Below are 23064 nucleotides of genomic sequence, written 5' to 3'. Positions count from 1 at the left end.
CATCTGATGATGTCGGGCCTTTTGCTATACATGGAGGGGCGGTGCGCGCCGTCAGAGACCCTCAAAAGCGCAGAGGGCGTGGACGTCCATATCCATGGCCTCCAGCCGCTTGCGGCCCCCCAGCTCGGGCAGATCGATGACAAAGGCACATCCTATGATCTGCCCCCCCAGCCGTTCGACCAGCTTGATCCCGGCCTCTGCCGTGCCGCCCGTGGCCAGTAGATCGTCGACCAGCAGCACCTTTTCGCCCGCCTCTATGGCGTCATCGTGGATTTCCACAACGGCCTCACCATACTCTAGCTGGTACTCTTCAGAGATCACGGCACCCGGCAGTTTGCCTTTCTTGCGGATTGGCACAAAACCAGCGGACAATTGGTGCGCCACCGCGCCGCCCAAGATAAAGCCGCGCGCTTCCAGCCCCACGACCTTGTCAAAGCGCACGCCCGCGTAGGGATGCAGCAATTGGTCGATCGCCATGCGGAACCCGCGCGGGTCAGCGAACAGCGTGGTAACATCGCGGAACATGATCCCCTCGTGCGGGAAGTCGACAATGGTCCGGATGTAGTCCTTGATTTCGGTCTTGCGCGGCATGGGCACTCCTCAGACAAACGCGGGTTTTGCGGTAGCGCGGGACGGGGCGCGTTGGCAAGGCTTCAGGCGGTAGTGGCGGAACGGTGTCCGCAGCAGTGGGCGCGGCGCGTCGGGCCGATCAGGCGCGGCGCAGCGTAGCGGTCAGCACCCCCATGCCGATCAGGGTGGCACCGCCCGCGCGGGTCAGGCCGGTCAGGACAGAGGGACGCGAAATCATCTGTCGCAGCCGGTCAGCAGCCAGCGCATAGGCCAGCGCGTTGAGCGTGGCGAGGGTGACGAAGGTTGTCACCAGAATGGCAAACTGCGGCAGGAGCGGCGCATCGGTCGCAACAAACTGCGGCACGAAGGCAATGAAAAAGGCGATGCTTTTGGGGTTGAGGACGGTCACCGCAAGATTGTGTGCAAAGACCCCGCGCGCCGTGACCTCTGTCGCGGGCAGGCTTAGTCCCTTGCTGGGCGCGGAGCGGATCAATTTGACACCTAGCCAGATCAAATAGGCGGCGCCCACCCATTTCAGGATCGTGAACAGCGTGGCCGAGGCGGCGACCAATGCGCCCAAGCCCGCAAGAGACAGGCTCATGGCGATGAAATCGCCGCTTGCGACACCGGCGGCAGAGGCGACCGCCACTGATCGGCCCTTGCTCAGGGCGTACGACAGGACCAGTAGGACGGTGGGGCCGGGGATCAACAACAGTGCGGTTGATGCGGCGACAAACGCCAGCCATAGGTTCAGGTCCATGTCTTACTCCTGTGGCGGATAGTGGCGTCGCAGGGCCATCAGGTCTTGTGGGCCCAGATCCTTGGAATCGTTGTCGTCCTGCGAAAAGATAGACCGTCCGAGGTAATCAGGGTTCCGAATGTCGGTCAACAGGCCAAGCGCCTGGGTCAATTCCTCGATCATGGCAGATTCGTAGTGGCGGATGTGCAGGCGGGTGCCAAAGATGATCTTTGCTCGCTGGATCTCACCGGAGCCGCTGCGCGACCAGACGATAACGCGCGCGCCTGTGACCGTGGCGCCATCAATTCCTTCGATGCCGGTGCCCTGTATGGGGGCGTCGCCGTCGGTGTCGATCAGATAGATGCGAATGTCCGCCTTGGCGTCGGTGTCGACCTGCCGCAGGGTGATCGCCGTGTCCGCCCTGTTTATGAACTTGATCGCCCGCACAAGGGCGGCGCGCGCGCGGTTCTGCTTGCCTCCCAGAAAGGCGGGATCAACCTGCGTCAACTGCACGCGCAACGGGCGATCGACCGGCCAGCGCACCAACGTCTTGCGGCACGCTGTGCCGGGCGGGGCGGCGCAAGCGACAAGGCGATAGAAATCCTCATCGCTGAGCAGGCCTTCGGTCTCGACATAGTCTTCGGCGCTTGCCACAGCGTAGGGCAGCGAACCCATCATTAAACCAAGGAAAAGCGCACGCAGCATGGGATGAAACGCTCAGTTGCCGCCCAACATCCGGCCCGCCACCGCGTCCAGCCTGGCCAATAGGTCAGGGTCGCGTTTCTCCGGAGCTGTCAGCAGGGCATATTCAAGCGCACGGTCGCAGCCATGCGGACAGGGGGCTCGGTCTGCCCCCAAAAGAGCGGGCAGGCGGCGAACCATCTCGCGGCCCTTGTCAGCGTTGCCGGTCAGCGTCTTGATGATGTCGGTGATGTCCACGGCGCCGTGATCGGGGTGCCAGCTGTCGTAGTCGGTGACCATGGCGATGGAGGCATAGCAAAGCTCTGCCTCGCGGGCGAGCTTGGCCTCTGGCATGTTGGTCATGCCGATCACGTCGCAGCCCCAAACGTCGCGGTACATCTTGGATTCTGCCATGGTCGAAAACTGCGGGCCTTCCATGGCCAGATAGGTGCCGCCCCGGTGTACGGTGATCCCGGCATCCTGTGCGGCCGTGTAGCAGGCATCGCCAAGGCGGGGGCAGGTCGGATGCGCGACTGAGACGTGAGCCACACAGCCTGTGCCGAAAAAGGACTTCTCACGGCCAAACGTGCGGTCGATGAACTGATCGACCACGACAAAATCGCCCGGTGCCATCTCTTCGCGGAACGACCCGCAGGCTGAGACAGAGATGACATCGGTGACGCCGATGCGTTTCAGCGCGTCGATATTGGCGCGGTAGGGCACGGTGGTTGGGCTATGCACATGGCCGCGCCCGTGGCGCGGCAAAAAGGCCATTTTTACCCCGTCCAGCGATCCGGTCAGGATCTCGTCGGAGGGGGTGCCCCATGGGCTGTCCACTGTACGCCATTCGGCCCCTTCCAGCCCCTCGATGTCGTAGATGCCGGACCCGCCGATCACGGCGATCATGGTCTCTGTCATGGCTGATGTCCTTCTGTCCTGCGGCCTCGCAAAGGTGGCCCTTGGGCACCAGTTATTGATGATCGGGCAAGGCCGGAGCAAGACGCGAAGGGCCTTGATCGCCAATTTTGTCCTGCGATTGGCAAAGACGCGTGGTGTCTGTGCCGTTGTTCCGGGCGGTTATCCGGCTTTGCCAGAGTGGCGAGGGGCGCGACGGTGTACGCAGAAATACCGTGAACTTGGCCGCGAAGCGCGCTAAAGGGCGGGCTTGCGAACCGGATCGCCCTGTGGGTGGCCTTTCGTGCTGCGTTGCAGTATGGGCCGTTTGCGCGAACATGAGGACTGCCCCGATGAGAAAAGCCATTTTGGCGACATTCGCCAATCGCCTTGCCATGCCTGACCTGTCGTTGATGCCGGACGAGAAGCTGACGCCTGCGCGTTGGCGGATCGAACTGCTAGCAGGTTTGACTGTGGCCCTAGCGCTGGTGCCCGAGGCCGTGGCCTTTGCCTTTGTGGCGGGGGTTCATCCGCTGGTCGGATTGTATGCGGCGTTTCTTGTCGGTCTGGTGACGGCGCTGATCGGCGGTCGTCCGGGCATGATCTCTGGTGCGACGGGTGCGCTGGCCGTGGTCATGGTGGCGCTGGTCGCGCAACACGGCGTTGAATACCTGTTTGCCACAGTCGTCCTGATGGGCATCCTGCAATTGATCGCGGGCGCGCTGCAATGGGGCAAGTTCATCCGGCTGGTGCCGCATCCGGTCATGCTGGGCTTTGTCAACGGGCTGGCGATCGTGATCTTTCTTGCCCAGTTGGGCCAGTTCAAAGTGCCGGGATCAATGGAAAATACCGGACACGGCGTTGGCGGCGGCGAATGGCTGTCGGGCATGCCCCTGTACCTGATGCTGGGCCTAACCGCGCTGACTATGGCTATCATCTGGGTGATGCCCAAGATCAGCAAGGTGGTGCCAGCACCCTTGGTCGGTATCTTTGTCGTCGCCGCGCTGGTGATCGGCTTTGGGCTGGAGGTGCCGCGCGTTGGTGACCTTGCTTCGATCCAGGGTGGGCTGCCGTCCTTCCATTTGCCGGCTATCCCTTTGAATTTGGAAACGCTTGAAATCATCCTGCCTTATGCGGTGATCCTTGCAGCCATCGGGTTGATTGAATCGCTGCTGACGCTGAACCTTGTCGGCGAGATGACGGGCAAGCGTGGCGGTGCCAGCCAAGAGTGCATGGCGCAGGGCGCTGCCAATGTGTTGACCGGGTTTTTCGGCGGTATGGGCGGGTGCGCGATGATCGGTCAGTCGATGATCAACGTGAAATCGGGCGCGCGGACGCGGGTTGCGGGTATCGCGGCGGCGCTGTTCCTGCTGATCTTCATCCTCTTTGCCTCGCCGTTGATCGAACTCATTCCTCTGGCGGCATTGGTCGGGGTGATGTTCATGGTGGTGATCGGGACGTTCGCGTGGAACTCTCTGACCATCCTGACAAAAGTGCCGCTGATGGATGCCTTTGTCATCCTGTTGGTGACGGTTGTCACGGTGATGGAAGACCTTGCCGTTGCCGTTGTAGTGGGGGTGATCGTCTCTGCTCTGGCCTATGCGTGGAACAACGCGCGCCGGATTGACGCCCACACGCGCGAGTCGGAAACCGACCTTGGCGCAAAAGTTTATGAGATTCGCGGCCCGTTGTTCTTTGGCTCTTCCGAAGGGTTTGGAGAGCTGTTCGATATCGAGAATGACCCCGAAACCGTGATCGTTGATTTCAAAGAAAGTCGGGTGGTCGACCAATCGGCCTTGCAGGCCATCGAGGCCCTCGCCGGGAAGTATGAGGCCGCAGGCAAACGGATCAAGCTGCGCCATCTGAGCCGTGACTGTCACAGGTTGCTGACAAAGGCGGGGCATCTGATGGTCGATAGTGACGATGACCCCGATTATGAGATCGCGGTCGATTACAATGTGCGGACAGGGATCTTGGGCGGGCACTGACGCGCGCCCATGTGGTCGATCCCGTATGGGAAGTGAAAAGGGCGCCCTGCGGGACGCCCTTTTCATTTTATTATACGTTTACGTCGGCGCAAAATTGGCTAATGCAGCAACGTCGCCCGCCTCCAGCGCCGGACGGGCGGCGGAGACGTTCTCGGGGGGCCAGTCCCACCAGCGCAGCGCGTTTAGCAGGGCGATTTCGTCCGGCGTAAAACGCAGTCTGACAATCTGTGCCGGATTCCCGGTGACGATGGCGTAGTCGGGGACAGTGCCACGCACGACCGATCCTGCGCCGACAATCACACCGTTGCCGATCGTTGCACCCGGCAGGATCAACGCTCCGTAGCCGATCCAGACATCGTGGCCGACGGTCGTGTCGCGGGTGTCCGGCTGAAAACCCATCATGGTTTCCGGGTCAAAGACCGCAAAGGGAAACGTGCTGATCCCGTCGGTTGCGTGGTTGGCGGAACTGCCGATAAAGCGGACTCCGTTAGCGATCTGGCCGTATTTGCCAATCGTCAGTTTCTCTTGACTGAAGGGAAACAGGTAGGGCGCCAAACGACCCGCCCAATCGTCGGGTGGGTCAAAGTCCGAGGCATAAGTGAAATCGCCGACCTCGAACCGCGGATGGTTGATGACGTTTTTTAGATTGACCGTGCCGCGATGTGGGCTGCCGTCAGGCAGAGTGATGGGATAGGCCGTGTCGGCCCCGGGCAGGACGGAAGGGACGGGCATGATGCCTCCTTTGAACGCTGGGAAATGTCAGGGGTTCAAAGGTGCTGGTCCATCGGTGCCTCCATTGGTGTGCCTGCGCGATACCACATCAGGCGGTCGTTTTCGAGAGGGAAGGACCATGGCAAAACGTATGGGAGATATGCAGAAGCAGGCCGAGCTCCCCAAGGGGCGAGGGCGAGCGGTCACATTCTTGACCTTGCCCGCCCGTCATCCGTTCAGGGATGTGCACAGCTTTATTCCCCGGGCCGGTTCAGGCTGAACTTTTCCCGTACAACGGTGTAGTCGCGATAGCCCATGCGGCTGAGCGGGTTAAAACGCAGCACGTCGAAGATACCGTCCACCAGACAATCGTCGCGCATGTGCACGCCTGTGACCTCACCGAAGACGGCGAAATTCGCCTCGCCGGGCAGTTGCACGATCTGCGTCAGCTTACATTCCAGGTTGGCGGGGGCGCCGGCCACGCGGGCGCAGTTGATAGTGTCGCACTGGGCCTTTTCGATCCCGGCGAGTTCAAATTCATCGACGCCGCGGTCCCACGCGCCGGACGTCTGGTTCATCACGTCTTTCATCGCGTATTCCACGATGTTGACGCAAAAGACGCTGGTCTCGCGGATCTGGCTGACGCTGTCCTTGGTGTCGCCCCGATCCGGCTTGGCGCTGGTTGAGGAGAACATCACCTGTGGCGGGAAATAGGCGACCGCGTTGAAAAAGCTGTAGGGGGCCAGATTGTCGTGCCCGTCGCTGCCCCGGGTCGAGATCCAGCCGATGGGGCGCGGGGTCACGATGGCGTTAAATGGGTTGTGGGGCAGGCCATGGCCGTCTTCGGGGCGATAGAACAAGGTGCAATCTCCTGTTTGCGCGGGCGTTTTCCGCGTGATACGCGGGTTTGCGCTGAAACGCACGGGGGTTGGAGGCACAGACGCGGTGTTCACACTTGCACAGGAAACGCCATCCGACTGGTGGGAGGTCGAAGCGCTGTTCGATCTGGCCTTTGCGCCGGGTCGGTCCGCGCTGTCGTCGTACCGTCTGCGCGACGATGTGGCCCCGGTCGCCGCGCTGTGCCGGTTGGCGCGGGATGAGGCGGGCACGCTGGGCGGAGCGATCCGCTATTGGCCGGTGCGGGTGGGGCCGCATGACGTCTTGTTACTGGGTCCGGTGGCGGTGCATCCCATTGCACAGGGCGAGGGATTGGGCGCGGCGCTGATCCGCGACACCACTGCGCGCGCGGCCGAGCAGGGCCATGCACGCATCCTGCTGGTTGGCGATGCGCCTTATTACGGACGCTTTGGATTCGAGCGGCTTGAGGGGGTCGAGATGCCGCCGCCTACCAACCCAGACCGCATTCTGGGGCTGCCATTGTATCTTGGTGCATGGGATGGTGTGACGGGTGAGGTGACGCGCGCAGCTTGATCGCGCAGGACTTGGAACCCATCTTTGATTGGATCAGGGAGGGTTTTCGCGTGTCCGATACAAAATTGCCAGTTGTTCAGCATCAATCTGAAATCGCCGCTTTGGCCAAACGCTATCGCGAGGCGGACTCGCTGGGAATGCAGGTGTTGTCGCTGATCGGCGGCCATGCTGGCAATCTGTTGGAACGGCTGCCGGATGCAGCCAAGGACCGGCTGGAAGAGGCGACGCGGCGCGCGTTGACGGCGGCGCTCCACGCGGCGCAACGGTCGCGTGGGGTGGTGCCGGACCAGAAACACTGGCTCAACACGGCCGTGGCTACCGCAATGGGTGCAGCGGGGGGATCGGGCGGATTGCCCTCGGCGCTGGCGGAACTGCCGGTCACAGTGACTGTGCTGTTGCGCTCTATTCAAGGCGTTGCGGCGGACCACGGTTTTGATCCGTCGACGCCAGAGATCGCCCGCGAATGCCTGAGCGTCTTTGCCGCCGCAGGACCGATGGATGAGGACGATGACGCCGAAATGGGTTTCTTGGCCGCACGGGTGGCTGTGACCGGATCGACGATCTACAGCCTGATTGCCCGGATCGCGCCAAAACTGTCGATCGCCATGGGGCAAAAGTTGGCCACTCAAACTGTGCCGGTGCTGGGTGCGGTGGCGGGGGCTGCGACCAACTATGCCTATACCAGCTATTATCAGCAGATGGCGCAGGTGCATTTCGGGCTGCTGGCCCTGTCACGCCGAACCGGCATCCCGCGCGAGGTGCTGGTGGCCGAGCTGAAAAAGGAAATGGCCAAGGCGCGGTTAACGCTGAATTAAGCTTAACCGTGCTATCTGAGTCGCATCGAGGCGGAAAGCCTCGTTGCAAACCACCCGCCCCACGAGAGTGTCGGTCCGTATTTGGATCCGGCCAGCAGCATCGGGGCAGGGGATCTGTTCGCGCAGAATGCACGGGCGGCGCTCTGGCCAGAATGGTAGGGGCGAATGTGTGTAGACAGTCCTGAACCCGGTCGCTTGCCGAAGGCTGCGACCGGGTTTTTTCATGGCTAGCACGGTCGGCTTTCGCCAAAGTAATATCCCTTTCGCCCAACGCCCGCAGGGGGCCATGCGATCTTTTTGACACTGGCCGCTCGGACCGGGTCATTTTGGGGGCTGCGCGGGAAACACGGTGGCCTGCGCCACAGGCGGTGCCCGGTTGCCGGGGCGCTAGCGCGGTTGCCAGCGGTCCGATCACGCGTTGTCGCGCAGGTAATCCATGACCGATTGCCGGACAGATTGTTCGCCGCGCAGCTTTGCCTCTTCGATCACGTCGCGCACTTCTTTCAGCGAGTAACGCATCAGCAGGCTTTTGACCGGGCCGACAGAGGCAGGGCGCATCGACAACGACCGAAGGCCGATGGCGGCAAGGCACAGGGCCTCGATCGGGCGACCGGCATCCTCGCCGCAGAAACTTAGCGGGGTGTTGGTGCTTTCGCAGCGCGCCACGATGTCGCCGATGAAGCTCAGGAAAGAGACGTTGAGCGTATCATAGCGGCGGCGGACCAGTTCGTTTTCGCGGTCGGCGGCAAAGAAGAACTGCTTGAGATCGTTGCCGCCAATCGACAGAAATTCTACTTCTTCAAAAAACCGCTTCGAGGCATAGGCAAGGCTGGGAGTCTCCAGCATGGTGCCGACCTCCAGCTGTTCCGGCACTGCATGACCCAGTTTACGCTCACGAGCCAGAACCTTGTCTACTTCCTCACGGGCACGGGCGTATTCCTCATACTGGGCAATAAAGGGGAACATGATTGTCAGCGGACGGCCATTTGCAGCACGCACCAGTGCTTGCAACTGCATCCGCATGACGCCGGGGCGATCCAGCGCCACCCGGATCGCACGCCATCCCAATGCAGGGTTCGGCTCATCCAGAGTCTTCATGTAGGGCAGGACCTTGTCGGACCCGATGTCGAGGGTGCGAAAGATCACGCGCTTGCCTTTGGCGGCGTCCAGCACGCGGGTATACAGGTCCGCGAGTTCCGTCCGCCTTGGCATCTGGTTGCGGATCAGGAACTGCAATTCGGTGCGGAACAGGCCGACACCTTCCGCACCGGAATCCTCCAGTGAGGGCAGATCGGCCATCAGACCGGCGTTCATCATCAGGCTTATCGGCACGCCATCAGCGCTGACGCAGGGGGTGTCGCGGATAGAGCCATAGCGCTCCTGCGCCTTGGCCTGCATTTCCATCTTGTCGCGGAAGGCGCTGACCACTGTCTCATCGGGGCGCAAGTGGACGACCCCTTGATCGCCGTCAACAAGGATCTGGTCGCCGTTCAGCGCCTCGTTGGTGATGCGTTCGGCGTGGATGACCAGCGGAATCGCCAGCGCGCGGGCCACAATGACGGCATGGCTGCCCACGGACCCCTCTTCAAGCACCACGCCCTTGAGCTTGCGGTTGTATTCCAGCAGTTCGGCGGGGCCGATGTTGCGGGCGATCAGGATCGGGTTTTCGGGCAGTTCGGCGCCGGTTTGGCGGCCTTGCCCGGTGAGGATGCGCAGCAGGCGGTTCGATAGATCGTCAAGGTCGTGCAACCGTTCGCGCAGGTAGGCGTCGTTGACCTGCGCCATGCGGGCGCGAGCCGTGCTTTGTTCTTTTTCCACGGCCGCCTCGGCCGACAGGCCACGGGCGATGTCCTCTTCCATGCGCCGCATCCAGCCCTTGGAATTGGCGAACATGCGGTACGCTTCCAGCACCTGTGTGTGTTCACCTTCACCCGCTTCACTATTGCCACCCGCGCCGGCCAGCATCTCATCTACGGACACGCGTAACTGATCGACAGCCTCATGCAGACGTTTGAGTTCGGTGTCCGGATCATCCGAGACCAAATTGGTGACCACGACGCGCGGTTCGTGCAGCCAGGCATGACCCATGGCGCTGCCCTCTTGCCCGGTGCCACCACGAAACAGCATCGACTGGGTATGCCGCGCCTTGAGCGCCGCGCCCTCACCGACAAAGGCCCCAAGTTCGGACATTTCCGCCAGCACCATGGCGACGACTTCCAGCGCGTAAACCTCATCGGAGGTGAACTGGCGGAGCTGTTTCGATTGAACCACCAGCACCCCCAGCTTGGAGCCAAGTCGCTGGATCGGCACGCCGAGAAAGCTGGAATAGATCTCTTCGCCGGTTTCGGGCATGTAGCGAAAGCCGCGCTCTTTCGGGGCATCGGCACTGTTGATCGTCTTGCCGGTGCGCGCAACGCGACCGACGAGACCTTCACCCAGCTTCATGCGGGTCTGGTGGACGGCTTCGGCTTTCAGACCCTGCGTGGCGCAAAGCTCCAACGTTTCAGGATCGCGGAACAGGTAGATCGAACAGACCTCTGTGCCCATCGAATCTGCGGTCAGATGGGTGATCTTGTCCAGCCGCTCCTGACCGGCGGCCTCTTCTGCCATCGTGTCGCGCAAGCGGCCAAGCAGCTTGCGGCTTTCGGATTCGGTGTTTGTCGGCATGGGTTTGCCCCCCGCGCGTCCCTAGTGGATGCGACCCGCAGGAATAGAGCATTCGGGCGCACAAGGGAAACCGCTTTTCGACATGGTGGGATGAATTTTCCCGCTATGCGGGTGTCACAAGCGGGTTGATGCAAACAGAGGCAGCTAAAGACAGGGTGTCATGTGTCGGATCAGACCGGAAAAGGTCGCCGACACGGCCGCCAGCCTTCATGACTGGCGGCGACGCGCGCTTCGGCATAGTCGGTCTGCTCTCAGGCGCTTTTGTCCAATTCAAACGCATCGTGCAGGGCCTGAACGGCAAGTTCCATGTACTTGCGTTCGATCAGTACCGAAATCTTGATCTCGGAGGTGGTGATCACCTTGATGTTGATGCCGTCGTTGGACAGTACCTTGAACATCTTGGCCGCCACACCTGTGTGGCTGCGCATGCCGATGCCCACGACCGAAACCTTGGCCACATTGGTGTCGGCGACGATACCGTGAAAGTTGATCTCGCCCTTGGTCTTGGCCTCTTCCATCGCCTTTTCGGCGCGCGCCACCTGATTTGTGGGGCAGGAAAAGGTCATGTCGGTACGACCCTCTTCCGAGATGTTTTGCACGATCATGTCGACATTCACCCCAGCCTCTGCCAGCGGCGTAAAGATCGCGGCGGCGATGCCCGGCCGGTCAGCGACCGAGACCAGCGTCATCTTGGCTTCGTCGCGGGAATGGGCCACACCGGCCACAACATTGCTTTCCATGATCTCATCCTCGTCGCAGACCAGCGTTCCCGCCGTGTCATCCATTTCCTCGAAGCTCGACAGTACCCGCAGCGGCACCTTAAAGCGCATCGCCAGCTCGACAGAGCGAGTTTGCAGGACCTTGGCCCCAAGGCTGGCCATTTCCAGCATCTCTTCAAAGGCGATCTTGTCCAGCTTGCGCGCTTTTTCGCAGATGCGCGGGTCGGTGGTATAGACACCGTCAACATCGGTGTAGATATCACAGCGCACCGCGCCAAAGGCGGCGGCAAAGGCCACGGCAGTGGTGTCCGATCCGCCCCGGCCCAGCGTGGTGATGCGGCCCTCGGGGGAAATGCCCTGAAACCCTGCGACCACGGCCACTTTCATGCCTTCGCCGAACTTGGCAGAGATATTGTCGGTCGGGATATCCTCAATCCGGGCATTGGCGTGCGCACCGGTGGTCATGACCGGCACCTGCCAGCCCTGCCAGCTGCGCGCGGGCACGTCCATTTCCTGCAAGGTCAACGCCATCAGACCGGCGGTCACGTTCTCGCCCGACGATACCACCGCATCGTACTCACGCGCATCGAACAACGGCGAGGTTTCCTCGACATAGCCGACGAGTTTGTTGGTCTCACCCGACATGGCAGAGACGATGACAATGACGTCATATCCCTTGGCCACTTCGACGCCCACGCGCTTGGCGGCGCGGCGAATACGGTCCAGCGTGGCGACAGAGGTGCCGCCGAATTTCATCACGAGCACGGGCATCGAACGGTCCCCTTTTGATCGGAGGGCGTTTACGCTGCGTTTAAGACGCGTGCAAGGGCGCTTTGGCCGAAGGCCAAGCGGTGTGTCGGTGATGCTGCGCGCGCGTAGGAACTCCTAGAGATCGCGAGGAGTGATATGGTCAGGGCGCGTGATCTTTCCCATGGCGATCAGGGCCTCACTTCCGGCGGTGATACCCGTGAACTGGGCATTGAGCGCCAGCCATTCTTTCGCCTTTTGGCGTTGCAACAGCGCCGTAACCATCCACAGTTGGATTTCTCTGGGGGACCCGTCCATGTGCATTCGCCCGGACAGCGTAAACTGGCACATGATTTGCGCCATACACTCGGTCAGATATCGCGTTCGGGTCCTGTCAGGCGTCAGGGTGGTCTGGCCATAGGCCGCCGCCTGCAAGAGTTTGTCGTGCGGCTTGGCAATGGCCTCACGGCCCTGCCACCAAAGACCGGAAACGTTCACGAAATCCGCGTCTTCGGTAAAAAGCGCGGCGATGGATTGCCCGCAATGGCGATTCCACGCGCGCGCAAGAGCAGCCGGGAATTCATCCGGCTTTGCGATTGGGTCAGAAGGGATGGGCACGACCGTCCCAAGTTTCGAAGCAGCCGGTCTTGTCCAGCGACAGTTCGTCGAAGCGGGCCTTCAGTCCCTGCGCCGCTTCCTCGACGCTGATGTCTGCTGAACTGCTGCCCATGTCTGTCCGCACCCAGCCGGGGTGATAGATGCCGACGGCTATGCCACGCGGCTTTAGATCGGTGGCCAGATTGCGCCCCAGATTCAGGACTGCCGCCTTGGAGGCGCGGTAGATGTAACTGCCGCCCGGCGCGCGAGCATGAGACGCCATCTGCGAGGAAATGATGGCGATGCGGGGTTTGTCAGACAGGAGTAGATTGGGCAACAGCGCCTGCACCGTCAGAAAGACCCCGGAAACATTTACCGCAAAGCCGTGCGCCCACATCTCGGCCGGATAGCCGTTATCCAAGGTTTGTCCTTTGTCGGGATAAACTCCGGCGTTGCAAACCAGCGTGTCGATGGTCTGTCCGTCCAGCCGATGCGCAAGCGCACTGTGAGACGCAGGGTCGGTGACCTCCAGCGGCAGGTATTTCGGGTCATTGCGGGCTGTGCCCAGAACAGACACGCCGCGCGCGGCAAAGGCATTATCAAGGGCGGCGCCGATTCCCCGGTTGGCCCCCGTAATCAGGACTTGCATGGAGGGCCTTTCGAACGTGTGTGGTGTCAGTTGCTCTTGCGGGTTGGCGTGAACGGCAAGGGGGCGACCTTGATTCCATCGTCAATCAGGGCCTTGGCCTCCTCCCGCTTCGCCTCTCCCCAGATCGGGCGTTCGGGTGCGTCGCCTGCGTGCATGGCCCGCGCTTCTTGCGCAAAGCGTCCCCCGACATAGTCGGAATTTGCCTCGACATGCGCCTTGAAGGCGGCCAACGCCTGTTCAGCGGGTGATTTAGGGGCGGTGAGGGTCTTGGCCTCTGGTTGTTCTCCATGCCCGACTCGTGGAGCCATCAACGCCTTTTCCACCTTGTCGGACCCACAAACGGCGCAGGCGACGTGCCCTGTGGCCCGCAACTTGTCGTAGGCAGACGCCGACTGGAACCAGCTGTCGAACTGATGCCCTTCTGCGCATTTGAGGCTGTACTGGATCACGTCCCGGCTCCGGTTGTCAGGTACTGGAAAGATAAGGGAAACTGCCGGGTGTTCAAGCGTCGTCAGGGATGGGGCAGGTGGTTGAGCAGGGCTGTGGCAAGGCTGTCGAGGCTGGCTTCCTGCTGCAGCGCGGCTGTCGCCCTATAGCCCGCGTTTTCTTGCGCGTCGGGCGCATCGAGAGACATCAGGGCCAACGCCAGCCCCTTGCCATCGTGGATTTCGACGCTTGCCTGCGCCGCCGCAAGGCGCGTGAAGGCGGCGGCAAAGTTGCGGGTGTCGGGTCCGTGCAAGAGGGCAGCACCATAGGCGGCGGGTTCATAGGGCGTGTGCCCGCCCCGGTCGCTCAGTGTACCGCCAATGAACACACGCCCCGTACGGGCGTACCAAAGCGGCATCTCTCCCATGGTGTCAGCGATATAGACCTGTGCGGTGCCGGGATCCTCGCTCAGGCTGCGCCGGGCGGTGGTAAGACCCATCTCCTCGGCCTCAGCGGCAATTGACTCGGCCCGGCGCGCGTGGCGCGGCGCGATGATCAGGCGCAGATCCGGGGTTTGTTTCAGGCAAAGGGCGTGGGCTGACAGAACGACACTGTCGTCGCCATCATGAGTGGAGGCGGCAAGCCATGTCCGCGTCTTGGGAAAGGCTGCGTCAAGCAGGGGATCGTCGGGTTGTGGTGACGCTGTGAAAAACGCTTTGAGATCGGTGACCGGCCCGCGCGCCGAGGGCGGCAGACCCAGCGCGACCAGCCGCTCCGCAGACCCGCTGTCCTGCGCAGATGCAAAGCTGACCCGGGACAGCACCGACCGTGCGAGTCGCGGAAAGCGGCCCCAAGTGCGTGCTGTGCCTTCTGTCATCCGCGCGCCCAATAGCAGGACCGGACCCGGGCAAGTCACAAAGCGGTTGGGCCAAAGTTCAGACTCCAGCGAAATATGGGCGCTAACCCGCCAATCGCGCATCAGGCGCGCGGTCGGACGTCGCAGGTCCAACGGCGCAAGACGCGCCTCGACACCGGGCAACGCCCAGCTGTCTGCAAGGGCGACGCCGGTGTGTGTATTGGCAGTGACCAGCCAGCGCAGATCCGGGCGCAGGGCGGTCAGCCGTTCCAGAAGCGGCCGGACGGAAGTCAGCTCGCCGTTTGAGGCCCCGTGCAGCCAGACAAAACGCCCCTCCGGGGCGGGGCCGGGCGACAGGCGACGGCGCGCGGCACCTGGCCCGTCCCGCGCCGCAGTGCGGGCCAGCGTGTAGGCGGCGAAGAGGCTGAGGAGCACACGGTAGAGAAGCACGGCGATCCGTTCCAAAAGGCGCGGGCCCGGAGCCCCGGACTGTCGGATAGGCCCTGCGGCAGGGCGTTGGCAAGCCCCCGGCGTGCGGCAGGAACCGCAAGAACGGGCGTTGGCAGCATTGATCGTGGGCCACTGCGAAGTTTCCGGGGCCGACCGGAAATATCCGCGTGGTTGAAGGGCGTAGCCTGCAGGTCTCAGGTGGTCGGCAATGTCGTATTTTTCCGATAGAGTGGTTTCTGTGTTATCTTTATCGCACTTAGTACGCGATAGAGCGGCGGTTTTAACCTGATTAGTTGTCTTTTTCTAATCTATCCCCAGAAAGTCGAAGGTCGACCCGGCTCTGCCGTCCTGCGCCGGACAGCACGGGGCCCCTGATCTGGTCCGAAAGATCAGAGCGATCTGGGGATCGTTACGATTTGTTGTTTGCTACCAAATAGCTTGGCGTGCGAACCGGTTGTGGATGAAGCATCGCCCGCAATCAACCGCCGGAACCGCATGTTTGACGCAATATCCGCATCTTTCTGAGGTTTTAAGGAAATCTACAAAAACGGTTTTGCATCAATCTCTTGAAAGTCAGTCTTGATCCATTGCGATCGGATAAGCCGCTTGGTGCGCCCGATGTGCTCCGGCGGGCCCAAAGTCTCAGACCACATAACGCCGCATCGGATCTGCGCCATAAAGAGCGTGATATGAAAACCCGCAGAATGCAGGCGTTCGGCAGATCAGTCGGGGAGAAGATGGTGCTGTGAGAGAGGATTGAACTCTCGACCTCACCCTTACCAAGGGTGTGCTCTACCACTGAGCTACCACAGCATCTTGTTTTCCAGATCGCTAGCGCGGGCGTTACCCCGGTGCAGGCGGGCTCTGGAACAGCCCTTGGGATACATCTGCCTTTGCCCGCAGGACCGACCCGCAATCAGGAGGGGCTTTGCCGTTGGACGACAGCAGCGTGTGGCGGGCCTCTTAGACCCAATTTTCGGACCACGCAAGAGGTCGATTGGAAAAATCAACCGATGTCGAGCCGGTTCCGTATCGTGGGCTGTGTCCCGGGCTGGACCCGGTTTCCCGGCTGCGGTACACCCGCGCCATGAAGCGGCAGGGCACACAACGCGGGCAGGGCGGGACTGACGACAAGGAAGCGCGGCTGAAAGCGGCGCTGAAAGCCAATCTTGCGCGCCGCAAGGCGCAGGCCCGGGCCCGAAAGACACCGGCGGACGCCACGTCTCAGGACAAGAGCACGCCGCCGAACGAGGACTAGGACAGGTATGGATTCGATTGTTGTGACCGGGAATGGCCCGCTGAACGGGGATATTCCCATCGCGGGGGCCAAGAATGCCTGCCTGACGCTGATGCCAGCGACCCTGCTCAGCGAAGAGCCTTTGACGCTGACAAACGCGCCGCGCCTCTCGGACATTCGCACCATGACGTTGCTGCTGCAGTCGCTCGGGGCCGAGGTCTCGACATTGGCGAATGGCAAGGTGCTGGCGATGTCGTCGCACGGGTTGACCACGCAGCGCGCCGAATATGACATTGTGCGCAAGATGCGCGCCTCGATCCTTGTGCTGGGACCGCTGCTGGCGCGGTTTGGCTATGCCGAGGTCTCGTTGCCGGGGGGCTGCGCGATTGGCGCGCGCCCGGTCGATCTGCACCTCAAGGCGTTGGAGGCGATGGGCGCGGAACTGGACTTGCGCGACGGCTATGTGCACGCCAAGGCGCCTGCGGGCGGGTTGCGCGGCGGTGTGGTCGATTTCCCGTTTGTGTCGGTGGGGGCCACGGAAAACGCGCTGATGGCGGCGACGCTGGCCAAGGGCACCACAGTGCTGAAGAATGCGGCCCGCGAGCCGGAGATCGTCGATCTGGCGCAGTGCCTGCGCCAGATGGGCGCGCAGATCGACGGCGAGGGCACCTCGACCATCACGATTCAGGGCGTTGACCGACTGGGCGGGGCGACGCACGCGGTTGTGACTGACCGGATCGAACTGGGGACCTACATGCTGGTCCCGGCGATTTGCGGCGGTGAGGTGACCTGCCTTGGCGGGCGGATCGATCTGGTATCGGCCTTTTGTGAAAAGCTGGATGCCGCCGGTATCGACGTCGAAGAAACGCCTGCCGGGCTAAAGGTGCGGCGCAGGACTGACCGGGTGCGCGCCGTGGATGTGACGACAGAGCCGTTCCCGGGCTTTCCGACGGATTTGCAGGCACAGATGATGGCGTTGCTGTGCACCGCCGAGGGCGAGTCGTTGCTGGAGGAAAAGATCTTTGAGAACCGCTTCATGCATGCGCCCGAACTGATCCGGATGGGCGCGCGGATCGACGTGCATGGCGGCACCGCCAAGGTGTCTGGGGTGGAGCGGTTGAAAGGTGCGCCCGTGATGGCGACGGACCTGCGCGCCAGCGTGTCGCTGATCCTTGCCGGTTTGGCGGCCGAGGGTGAGACGGTGGTGAACCGGGTCTACCATCTGGATCGCGGCTATGAGAACGTCGAGGACAAGCTGTCGGCGCTGGGCGCCAAAATCGAACGGATCAAGGGCATATGACCGAGGACGCGCGTTTCGAGGATGGTGGTGAGCGGCCATTGAATCTGGGTGCTTTGGACGTCGAGGATTTGCAGGTGATCTCCAGCCTCGTGCAGGACGCGGTCCTGCCGGTGACGGAGATTCGTTGGCAGGCGTCGAAGCGGCGGCTGGGTCTGTTGTTGAACCGCATCCGTTGGGAGGATGTGGAGGCCGCGAAGAAACGGGGCCGTCCGGTGGAGCGGGTGCAATCGCTTTTGGTGATCGACAACGTTTTGGGCGTGGCGAGCCAGGGGGTCGACAGATCGGACAAGGACATGATCCTTCAGGTGCTGGCGATCAGTTTTGAACCGGGCGAGGATGCGGACGGGGCGGTGGTTCTGACGCTGGCCGGGGACGGGGCCATGCAGGCGAAGGTGGAGGCGCTGGAGGTGTCGCTGCGGGACGTGACGCGGCCCTATGTGGCCCCCTCGCGCAAGCTGCCGGATCATGGGGCCTGAGCGGAAGGCCGCACAGGCTGTCCACGCGTGGACAGATCCCCGCCCACCTGAAATCAATGGGTTACAGAGACGGTTTTACCTACTGTTAAGGTTTGCGCAGACGCCGTCGATGTGACCGGGAACTCTTGGAGGGGCCGATGCCCGTATTTCTGGACAGCCGTCAGGACGGTTTTGAGGCCGCCTTTCAGGCGCTGTTGGGGGCCAAACGTGAGGACAGCCCGGACGTTGATGCCGTCGTGGCAGACATCATCGCCGATGTGCGCGCACGCGGCGACGTGGCGGTGTTGGAGCTGACGGCGAAATTCGACCGGCTGGAACTGGACGCGGCGGGGCTGCGGTTCTCTGAGGCCGAGATCGAACACTATTGCGGACAGGTGGCGGACCCGGAGCGGCAGGCGCTGGAAACCGCCGCCGAACGCATCCGCGCCTATCACGTCCGCCAGATGCCGCAGGATCAAAGCTGGACCGACCCGGAGGGCGCGACACTGGGCTGGCGCTGGTCGGCGGTCTCGGCGGCGGGCCTTTATGTGCCGGGCGGATTAGCGTCCTACCCCTCATCCGTGCTGATGAATGCGATCCCTGCCAAGGTGGCCGGGGTCGAACGGCTGGCCATCTGCGTGCCGACGCCGGACGGGGTGGTGAACCCGGCGGTGCTATTGGCGGCGCGGATTGCCGGGGTGGATGAGATTTACCGCATCGGCGGCGCGCAGGCGATTGCGGCGCTGGCCTATGGAACACAGAGCATTCCGCCGGTGGACAAGATCACCGGACCGGGCAATGCCTTTGTCGCCGCTGCGAAACGGCGGGTGTTTGGCAAAGTCGGCATCGACATGATCGCCGGCCCGTCAGAGATCTTGGTCATTGCGGACGGTGAAAACGATCCCGACTGGATCGCGCTGGACCTGATGAGCCAAGCGGAGCACGACGAAAGCGCGCAATCGCTGCTGATCACCACGGATGCCGAATTTGGCCGCGCGGTGGCCGAGGCGGTGGACAAGCGCCTGCAAACGCTGGAGCGACGGGCCATCGCCGGTGCGTCATGGCGTGACTATGGCGCGGTGATCACCGTGGCCGATCTGGACGAGGCGGCGCGCCTGTCGAACCGGATTGCGCCGGAACACCTTGAGCTGTGTGTGGCCGAACCCGAGGCGCTGGCGGACAAATGCGTCCACGCCGGGGCGATCTTTCTTGGCCAGTGGACGCCCGAGGCCATCGGCGACTATGTCGGCGGGCCGAACCACGTCTTGCCCACGGCACGGTCAGCCCGGTTCTCGTCCGGCCTGAGCGTGATGGATTTCGTCAAGCGCACTACGATGGCGCGGATGACGCCCGAGGCGCTGCGCGCCATTGGCCCGGCGGCCGAGGTGCTGGCGCGGTCGGAAAGCCTAGAGGCGCACGGGTTGAGCGTTACCGCGCGTCTGGACAAGCTCAACCGTTAGGAGGGGGCCATGGCCGTTGTCATTTTTCACAATCCCAAGTGTTCCAAGTCGCGCGAGACGCTGGACCTGATCCGCGCAGCGGGTGTCGATCCGGTTGTGGTGCCCTATCTGACCACCGGCTGGACCAAGCCGCAGTTGCAGGCGCTGTTCGCGGTCGCGGGGCTGGAGCCCTCCGAGGCGCTGCGCACTGCGCGCGGTGCGGCCAAGGAATTGGGGCTGACCGATGCGGGGGTATCGCCTGACGCGATCCTTGACGCGATGGTGGCGCATCCGGAACTGGTGGAGCGGCCGATTGTCTGCTCACCCAAAGGCGTGCGCCTGTGCCGTCCGCCAGAGCGGGTGTCGGACCTGCTACCCGGAGCAGAGGGCTAAGGCGGCTATTGCGTCTTTGTTGCAAACCTTGGGGGCGGTGATGTCTATCGCCAGTTCGTAGCATTGCCCCCGCGCGCAGGCCGCGCTAAGCCGAATTTGAGCTTTCAGGATGCCCTCCCATGACCCGCATCGCACATATCGAACTGGACGACGCCAATCTGCCGCCGCCAACGCCGGAGATTGAACAAGAGCGTCGCGTGGCGATGTTCGATCTGATGGAGGAAAACTCCTTTGTCCTGCCCGCGCGGGAGGACAGGCCGGTGCCGCAGGGGCCGTACCATGTTGGCCTGTCGATCCGGGACAAACGGCTGGTCTTTGACGTGTCGGCGGAAAGCCATGAAAAGGCAGCGGAATTCCATCTGTCGCTGTCGCCGTTTCGGCAGGTGGTCAAAGACTACTTTCAAATCTGCAAAAGCTATTTCGACGCAGTGAAAACGCTGCCGCCCAGCCAGATCGAGACCATCGACATGGCGCGGCGCGGCATTCACAATGAGGGTGCGCGCATTCTGCAAGAGCGGCTGGAGGGCAAGGTGGAGGTCGACGACGATACCGCGCGGCGGCTGTTCACCCTGGTCTGCGTGCTGCATTTCGGGGGCTGAGATGCCGGAGTTGCCGCAGTCGGTGCTGTTCGCCTGCGATCACAATGCAGTTCGGTCGCCGATGGCCGAAGGGATCATGAAAAAGCTGTACGGCACTGAGACCTATGTGCAGTCCGTCGGCGTGATGAACGATCTGGAAATCAACGGCTTTGCCATCGCCGCCTGTCGCGAGATCGAGGTGGAGCTGGAACGCCACCGCTCGCGCAGCTTTGAGGAGATGGAGCAGATGGGCGAGATGCTGTCCGGCTTTGACCTGATCGTCACGCTGTCGACGGCCTCGCAGCGGCGGGCGCTGGATCTGACGCGGTTTTACCATCTGACGGTGGAATACTGGCCGGTGATGGACCCGACGGGGATCGGCGAGACGCGTGAGCAAAAGCTGAACGCCTTTCGGCAGACGCGCGACCAGCTGGTGTCGCGGTTGACCGGGGCATGGGACACGGCCTGAGGCAGGTCGGAGTCTTGGGTATTTTTACAGAGAAGAAACAGGGGGTGTGTGGATGGCAACGGCGAAAGACGTGGTGGCGGGGTATTTTGCGGCCTTCAACGCCGGGGACACGGCGGGGATGTTGGCCTGTCTGTCCGATGATGTGGCGCATCACGTCAACGAGGGGCAGGTGCGGGTCGGCAAGGATAAGTTCGCGGCGTTTTGTGACCATATGAGCCGGTGCTACCGCGAAGAGCTGACCGATATGGTGATCTTTGAGGCAGAGGGCGGGGCGCGGGCGGCGGCAGAGTATATCGTCAACGGCACTTATCTGGCGACCGATGAGGGGCTGCCCGAGGCGCAGGGGCAGACGTACCGCCTGCCGGCGGGGTCGTTTTTCTCGGTCGAGGGCGGCAAGATCACCCGCGTTGTGACGTACTACAACCTTGCGGACTGGTTGCAGCAGGTGTCCTGATGCGGGTCAAGGTGCTGACCGGGCGCGCGCTGGAGGCGGCGCTGGAGGACGTGGCGCGGCTGCGAATCGCGGTGTTTCGCGCCTTTCCCTATCTGTATGATGGGGATCTGGACTATGAGCGCGGGTACTTGCAGACCTACCGGGACAGTCCGGGGGCGGTTCTTGTTGGGGCGTTTGACGGGTCTCGGTTGGTTGGGGCGGCCACGGGCACGCCCATGGAGGACCATGCTGATGACTTTGCCGGAGCCTTTGCGGGCACGGGGTATGATCTGGGCGATGTGTTTTATTGTGCCGAGTCGGTGCTGTTGCCGGAATACCGGGGGCGCGGGATCGGGCATCGCTTTTTTGATCTGCGAGAGGCGCATGGGCGGGCGTTGAACCGGCGGTACTGTGCGTTTTGCGGGGTGGTGCGGCCTGTGGATCATCCGCTGCGGCCCGAGGGGTATGCGCCGCTGGATCCGTTCTGGCGCAAGCGGGGCTATGCGCCTTTGGCCGGGGCGGTGGCGACGTTTCGGTGGAAGGACATTGGTGAGGTTGCAGAAACCGCCAAGCCGTTGCAGGTCTGGATGCGGCCACTTTGAGAGGGATTTGAGATGAAAGTCGCAACAGCGTCTTACCCGGCGGATTTTCTTGCGGATTGGGATGCTTATGTCGCCAAGCTGAAGCAATGGGTGAGCGAGGCGGCCGGGTCGGGCGCGCAGCTTTTGGTGTTTCCAGAGTATGGCGCGATGGAACTGGCGACGCTGGACGGGCGCGATGTGGCGCTGGATCTTGAGGCGTCGATACATGCGGTGGCCGCGCGAATCCCGGCGGTGGATGCGCTGCATTCGGATCTGGCGGGGCGGTTCGGCGTGCATATCCTTGCCGCTTCGGCGCCCGTTATCGACCCATCGGTGGCGGCGCGGCCTGTCAATCGCGCGCGGTTGTTCACGCCGACCGGGGGGATGGGCGTGCAGGACAAGCAGATCATGACCCGGTTCGAGCGGGAGGAGTGGAATATTGCCTCCGGTGGCCCTCTGCGGCTGTTCGAAACCGCGCTGGGCAAGATCGGTATCCTGATCTGCTACGACAGTGAATTTCCCTTGTTGGGCCGTGCGTTGCGCGACGTAGATATTCTGTTGGTGCCATCGGTCACTGAGGCCTTGTCAGGGCATTCGCGGGTCAGGATTGGCGCGCAGGCCCGCGCGCTGGAGGCGCAATGCGTGGCCATCATGTCCTCTGTTGTGGGCACCGCGGACTGGAGCCAGTCGATCGACGAAAGCGTCGGGCGGGGGGCCGTGTTTGGGCCGCCGGATGTGGGATTTCCGGCCACGGGTATTCTGGCAGAGGGCGCGTTGAACGTGCCGGGCTGGACCTATGCCGAGGTCGATCTTGACGCCATCGCACATGTCCGGCAGGAGGGTGTCACCCTGAACAAAGCCCACTGGAATGACCAGTTGGGACGCGATGACGCGGTGGATGTAACAGTCCTGCGCTAGTTTGTGACTTGAAAACCCCGCGCGACAGGCTCATATTGCGCCCGCCGCGCCGAGAGCGCGGTTTTCGATTCAGGAGAGACCATGGCCAAGGAAGATACGCTCGAATTTCCCGGTGTCGTGAAGGAACTCCTGCCGAACGCGACGTTCCGGGTCGAGCTAGAAAACGGCCATGAGATCATCGCACATACGGCAGGAAAGATGCGCAAGAACCGCATCCGTGTCCTCGCAGGCGACAAGGTACAAGTTGAGATGACCCCCTACGATCTGACCAAGGGGCGCATCAACTACCGCTTTAAGTAAGCCGTTCCAGCGGCGGACGCG

The 23064-nt window shown here is 62.4% G+C and carries 26 protein-coding genes and 1 tRNA gene; 14 read left to right on the top strand and 13 right to left on the bottom strand.

Annotated features, from left to right (window positions below):
• Positions 1-51 precede the first annotated feature (51 nt).
• From ANTHELSMS3_RS21650 to ANTHELSMS3_RS21635, 4 genes are all read right to left on the bottom strand, one after another.
• Entirely contained in the window at positions 52-591 is a 540-nt protein-coding gene (locus ANTHELSMS3_RS21650) for an adenine phosphoribosyltransferase (RefSeq protein WP_094036689.1), read from the bottom strand.
• Positions 592-709: 118 nt separating this feature from the next.
• Positions 710-1330 carry a LysE family translocator gene (locus ANTHELSMS3_RS21645; protein ID WP_094036688.1) on the bottom strand — a complete coding sequence of 207 codons (621 nt, stop codon included), beginning with the start codon at positions 1328-1330 and terminating at the stop codon, positions 710-712.
• Positions 1331-1333: 3 nt separating this feature from the next.
• On the bottom strand, positions 1334-2014 hold the full coding sequence (locus ANTHELSMS3_RS21640) for a DUF2927 domain-containing protein (protein WP_094036687.1): 681 nt from the start codon (positions 2012-2014) through the stop codon (positions 1334-1336).
• Positions 2015-2026: 12 nt separating this feature from the next.
• The gene (locus tag ANTHELSMS3_RS21635; protein WP_094036686.1) at positions 2027-2908 is read right to left on the bottom strand and encodes an S-methyl-5'-thioadenosine phosphorylase; all 882 of its coding nucleotides are present in this window, start codon (positions 2906-2908) and stop codon (positions 2027-2029) included.
• Positions 2909-3237: 329 nt separating this feature from the next.
• On the opposite strand from ANTHELSMS3_RS21635, the gene ANTHELSMS3_RS21625 reads away from it, so the two are divergent.
• Positions 3238-4872, top strand: coding sequence for a SulP family inorganic anion transporter (locus tag ANTHELSMS3_RS21625; protein ID WP_094036684.1), 1635 nt, complete (start codon positions 3238-3240; stop codon positions 4870-4872).
• Between the two features lie 78 nt (positions 4873-4950).
• On the opposite strand, the gene ANTHELSMS3_RS21620 is transcribed toward ANTHELSMS3_RS21625, so the two are convergent.
• Together ANTHELSMS3_RS21620 and ANTHELSMS3_RS21615 are read right to left on the bottom strand one after the other, a co-directional pair.
• Positions 4951-5604: a CatB-related O-acetyltransferase gene (locus ANTHELSMS3_RS21620; protein ID WP_094036683.1), complete on the bottom strand. Its 654-nt coding sequence runs from the start codon at positions 5602-5604 to the stop codon at positions 4951-4953.
• 233 nt (positions 5605-5837) lie between these two features.
• Complete coding sequence (locus tag ANTHELSMS3_RS21615; protein ID WP_094036682.1) at positions 5838-6443, bottom strand: flavin reductase family protein; 606 nt, start codon at positions 6441-6443, stop codon at positions 5838-5840.
• 85 nt (positions 6444-6528) lie between these two features.
• Between ANTHELSMS3_RS21615 and ANTHELSMS3_RS21610 the strand changes: the two genes are divergently transcribed.
• Both ANTHELSMS3_RS21610 and ANTHELSMS3_RS21605 read left to right on the top strand, forming a co-directional pair.
• A complete protein-coding gene (locus ANTHELSMS3_RS21610) occupies positions 6529-7014 on the top strand; it encodes a GNAT family N-acetyltransferase (protein ID WP_094037290.1) in 486 nt (161 codons plus the stop codon).
• A gap of 50 nt (positions 7015-7064) precedes the next feature.
• Entirely contained in the window at positions 7065-7829 is a 765-nt protein-coding gene (locus ANTHELSMS3_RS21605) for an EcsC family protein (protein ID WP_254694808.1), read from the top strand.
• A gap of 411 nt (positions 7830-8240) precedes the next feature.
• On the opposite strand, the gene ptsP is transcribed toward ANTHELSMS3_RS21605, so the two are convergent.
• The 7 genes from ptsP to ANTHELSMS3_RS21570 all read right to left on the bottom strand — a co-directional run bounded on the left by ptsP (position 8241) and on the right by ANTHELSMS3_RS21570 (position 15753).
• Positions 8241-10496 (bottom strand): phosphoenolpyruvate--protein phosphotransferase, encoded by a 2256-nt coding sequence (gene ptsP, locus ANTHELSMS3_RS21600; protein WP_094036681.1) that lies wholly within the window; start codon positions 10494-10496, stop codon positions 8241-8243.
• A 251-nt stretch (positions 10497-10747) separates the two neighbouring features.
• Positions 10748-11986, bottom strand: coding sequence for an aspartate kinase (locus ANTHELSMS3_RS21595; protein ID WP_094036680.1), 1239 nt, complete (start codon positions 11984-11986; stop codon positions 10748-10750).
• Between the two features lie 114 nt (positions 11987-12100).
• On the bottom strand, positions 12101-12580 hold the full coding sequence (locus ANTHELSMS3_RS21590) for an SgcJ/EcaC family oxidoreductase (RefSeq protein ID WP_094036679.1): 480 nt from the start codon (positions 12578-12580) through the stop codon (positions 12101-12103).
• On the bottom strand, positions 12564-13208 hold the full coding sequence (locus tag ANTHELSMS3_RS21585; protein ID WP_094036678.1) for an SDR family NAD(P)-dependent oxidoreductase: 645 nt from the start codon (positions 13206-13208) through the stop codon (positions 12564-12566). Before ANTHELSMS3_RS21585 ends, ANTHELSMS3_RS21590 begins: the two co-directional genes overlap by 17 nt.
• 26 nt (positions 13209-13234) lie before the next feature.
• Positions 13235-13657, bottom strand: a complete 423-nt coding sequence (locus tag ANTHELSMS3_RS21580) for a DUF1178 family protein (RefSeq protein WP_094036677.1) — start codon at positions 13655-13657, stop codon at positions 13235-13237.
• A 62-nt stretch (positions 13658-13719) separates the two neighbouring features.
• Entirely contained in the window at positions 13720-14940 is a 1221-nt protein-coding gene (locus tag ANTHELSMS3_RS21575; RefSeq protein ID WP_094036676.1) for a 3-deoxy-D-manno-octulosonic acid transferase, read from the bottom strand.
• A 738-nt stretch (positions 14941-15678) separates the two neighbouring features.
• Positions 15679-15753: transfer RNA gene (locus ANTHELSMS3_RS21570), tRNA-Thr, on the bottom strand.
• A gap of 184 nt (positions 15754-15937) precedes the next feature.
• Between ANTHELSMS3_RS21570 and ANTHELSMS3_RS21565 the strand changes: the two genes are divergently transcribed.
• From ANTHELSMS3_RS21565 to infA, 11 genes are all read left to right on the top strand, one after another.
• Complete coding sequence (locus ANTHELSMS3_RS21565; RefSeq protein WP_094036675.1) at positions 15938-16198, top strand: hypothetical protein; 261 nt, start codon at positions 15938-15940, stop codon at positions 16196-16198.
• A gap of 7 nt (positions 16199-16205) precedes the next feature.
• Positions 16206-17477, top strand: a complete 1272-nt coding sequence (gene murA, locus ANTHELSMS3_RS21560; RefSeq protein ID WP_094036674.1) for a UDP-N-acetylglucosamine 1-carboxyvinyltransferase — start codon at positions 16206-16208, stop codon at positions 17475-17477.
• Positions 17474-17953 (top strand): DUF2948 family protein, encoded by a 480-nt coding sequence (locus ANTHELSMS3_RS21555; protein ID WP_094036673.1) that lies wholly within the window; start codon positions 17474-17476, stop codon positions 17951-17953. The genes murA and ANTHELSMS3_RS21555 overlap by 4 nt, the downstream gene beginning before the upstream one ends.
• A gap of 137 nt (positions 17954-18090) precedes the next feature.
• Positions 18091-19392, top strand: coding sequence for a histidinol dehydrogenase (hisD, locus tag ANTHELSMS3_RS21550; protein WP_094036672.1), 1302 nt, complete (start codon positions 18091-18093; stop codon positions 19390-19392).
• Between the two features lie 9 nt (positions 19393-19401).
• Positions 19402-19764: an arsenate reductase (glutaredoxin) gene (arsC, locus tag ANTHELSMS3_RS21545; protein ID WP_094036671.1), complete on the top strand. Its 363-nt coding sequence runs from the start codon at positions 19402-19404 to the stop codon at positions 19762-19764.
• A gap of 119 nt (positions 19765-19883) precedes the next feature.
• Positions 19884-20363: a UPF0262 family protein gene (locus ANTHELSMS3_RS21540; RefSeq protein ID WP_094036670.1), complete on the top strand. Its 480-nt coding sequence runs from the start codon at positions 19884-19886 to the stop codon at positions 20361-20363.
• 1 nt (position 20364) lies between these two features.
• Entirely contained in the window at positions 20365-20811 is a 447-nt protein-coding gene (locus tag ANTHELSMS3_RS21535; protein WP_094036669.1) for an arsenate-mycothiol transferase ArsC, read from the top strand.
• 52 nt (positions 20812-20863) lie between these two features.
• Positions 20864-21265, top strand: coding sequence for a ketosteroid isomerase-related protein (locus tag ANTHELSMS3_RS21530; protein WP_094036668.1), 402 nt, complete (start codon positions 20864-20866; stop codon positions 21263-21265).
• Entirely contained in the window at positions 21265-21846 is a 582-nt protein-coding gene (locus tag ANTHELSMS3_RS21525) for a GNAT family N-acetyltransferase (protein ID WP_094036667.1), read from the top strand. The genes ANTHELSMS3_RS21530 and ANTHELSMS3_RS21525 overlap by 1 nt, the downstream gene beginning before the upstream one ends.
• A 12-nt stretch (positions 21847-21858) precedes the next feature.
• Positions 21859-22743 (top strand): carbon-nitrogen hydrolase family protein, encoded by an 885-nt coding sequence (locus tag ANTHELSMS3_RS21520; RefSeq protein ID WP_094036666.1) that lies wholly within the window; start codon positions 21859-21861, stop codon positions 22741-22743.
• An 81-nt stretch (positions 22744-22824) separates the two neighbouring features.
• On the top strand, positions 22825-23043 hold the full coding sequence (infA, locus tag ANTHELSMS3_RS21515) for a translation initiation factor IF-1 (RefSeq protein ID WP_005978431.1): 219 nt from the start codon (positions 22825-22827) through the stop codon (positions 23041-23043).
• The last annotated feature ends 21 nt before the right edge of the window (positions 23044-23064 follow it).

The organism is Antarctobacter heliothermus, assembly GCF_002237555.1.
Classification (GTDB): Bacteria; Pseudomonadota; Alphaproteobacteria; order Rhodobacterales; family Rhodobacteraceae; genus Antarctobacter; species Antarctobacter heliothermus_B.
Note: the sequence above shows the minus strand (reverse complement) of the source record. Positions and strands in the feature narration are given on the sequence as shown.

Coding starts and splice junctions, on each gene's coding strand:
- ANTHELSMS3_RS21650 (WP_094036689.1), bottom strand. CDS start 591: ATGCCGCGCAAGACCGAAATCAAGGACTACATCCGGACCATTGTCGAC.
- ANTHELSMS3_RS21645 (WP_094036688.1), bottom strand. CDS start 1,330: ATGGACCTGAACCTATGGCTGGCGTTTGTCGCCGCATCAACCGCACTG.
- ANTHELSMS3_RS21640 (WP_094036687.1), bottom strand. CDS start 2,014: ATGCTGCGTGCGCTTTTCCTTGGTTTAATGATGGGTTCGCTGCCCTAC.
- ANTHELSMS3_RS21635 (WP_094036686.1), bottom strand. CDS start 2,908: ATGACAGAGACCATGATCGCCGTGATCGGCGGGTCCGGCATCTACGAC.
- ANTHELSMS3_RS21625 (WP_094036684.1), top strand. CDS start 3,238: ATGAGAAAAGCCATTTTGGCGACATTCGCCAATCGCCTTGCCATGCCT.
- ANTHELSMS3_RS21620 (WP_094036683.1), bottom strand. CDS start 5,604: ATGCCCGTCCCTTCCGTCCTGCCCGGGGCCGACACGGCCTATCCCATC.
- ptsP (WP_094036681.1), bottom strand. CDS start 10,496: ATGCCGACAAACACCGAATCCGAAAGCCGCAAGCTGCTTGGCCGCTTG.
- ANTHELSMS3_RS21595 (WP_094036680.1), bottom strand. CDS start 11,986: ATGCCCGTGCTCGTGATGAAATTCGGCGGCACCTCTGTCGCCACGCTG.
- ANTHELSMS3_RS21585 (WP_094036678.1), bottom strand. CDS start 13,208: ATGCAAGTCCTGATTACGGGGGCCAACCGGGGAATCGGCGCCGCCCTT.
- murA (WP_094036674.1), top strand. CDS start 16,206: ATGGATTCGATTGTTGTGACCGGGAATGGCCCGCTGAACGGGGATATT.
- ANTHELSMS3_RS21555 (WP_094036673.1), top strand. CDS start 17,474: ATGACCGAGGACGCGCGTTTCGAGGATGGTGGTGAGCGGCCATTGAAT.
- hisD (WP_094036672.1), top strand. CDS start 18,091: ATGCCCGTATTTCTGGACAGCCGTCAGGACGGTTTTGAGGCCGCCTTT.
- arsC (WP_094036671.1), top strand. CDS start 19,402: ATGGCCGTTGTCATTTTTCACAATCCCAAGTGTTCCAAGTCGCGCGAG.
- ANTHELSMS3_RS21540 (WP_094036670.1), top strand. CDS start 19,884: ATGACCCGCATCGCACATATCGAACTGGACGACGCCAATCTGCCGCCG.
- ANTHELSMS3_RS21535 (WP_094036669.1), top strand. CDS start 20,365: ATGCCGGAGTTGCCGCAGTCGGTGCTGTTCGCCTGCGATCACAATGCA.
- ANTHELSMS3_RS21530 (WP_094036668.1), top strand. CDS start 20,864: ATGGCAACGGCGAAAGACGTGGTGGCGGGGTATTTTGCGGCCTTCAAC.
- ANTHELSMS3_RS21525 (WP_094036667.1), top strand. CDS start 21,265: ATGCGGGTCAAGGTGCTGACCGGGCGCGCGCTGGAGGCGGCGCTGGAG.
- ANTHELSMS3_RS21520 (WP_094036666.1), top strand. CDS start 21,859: ATGAAAGTCGCAACAGCGTCTTACCCGGCGGATTTTCTTGCGGATTGG.
- infA (WP_005978431.1), top strand. CDS start 22,825: ATGGCCAAGGAAGATACGCTCGAATTTCCCGGTGTCGTGAAGGAACTC.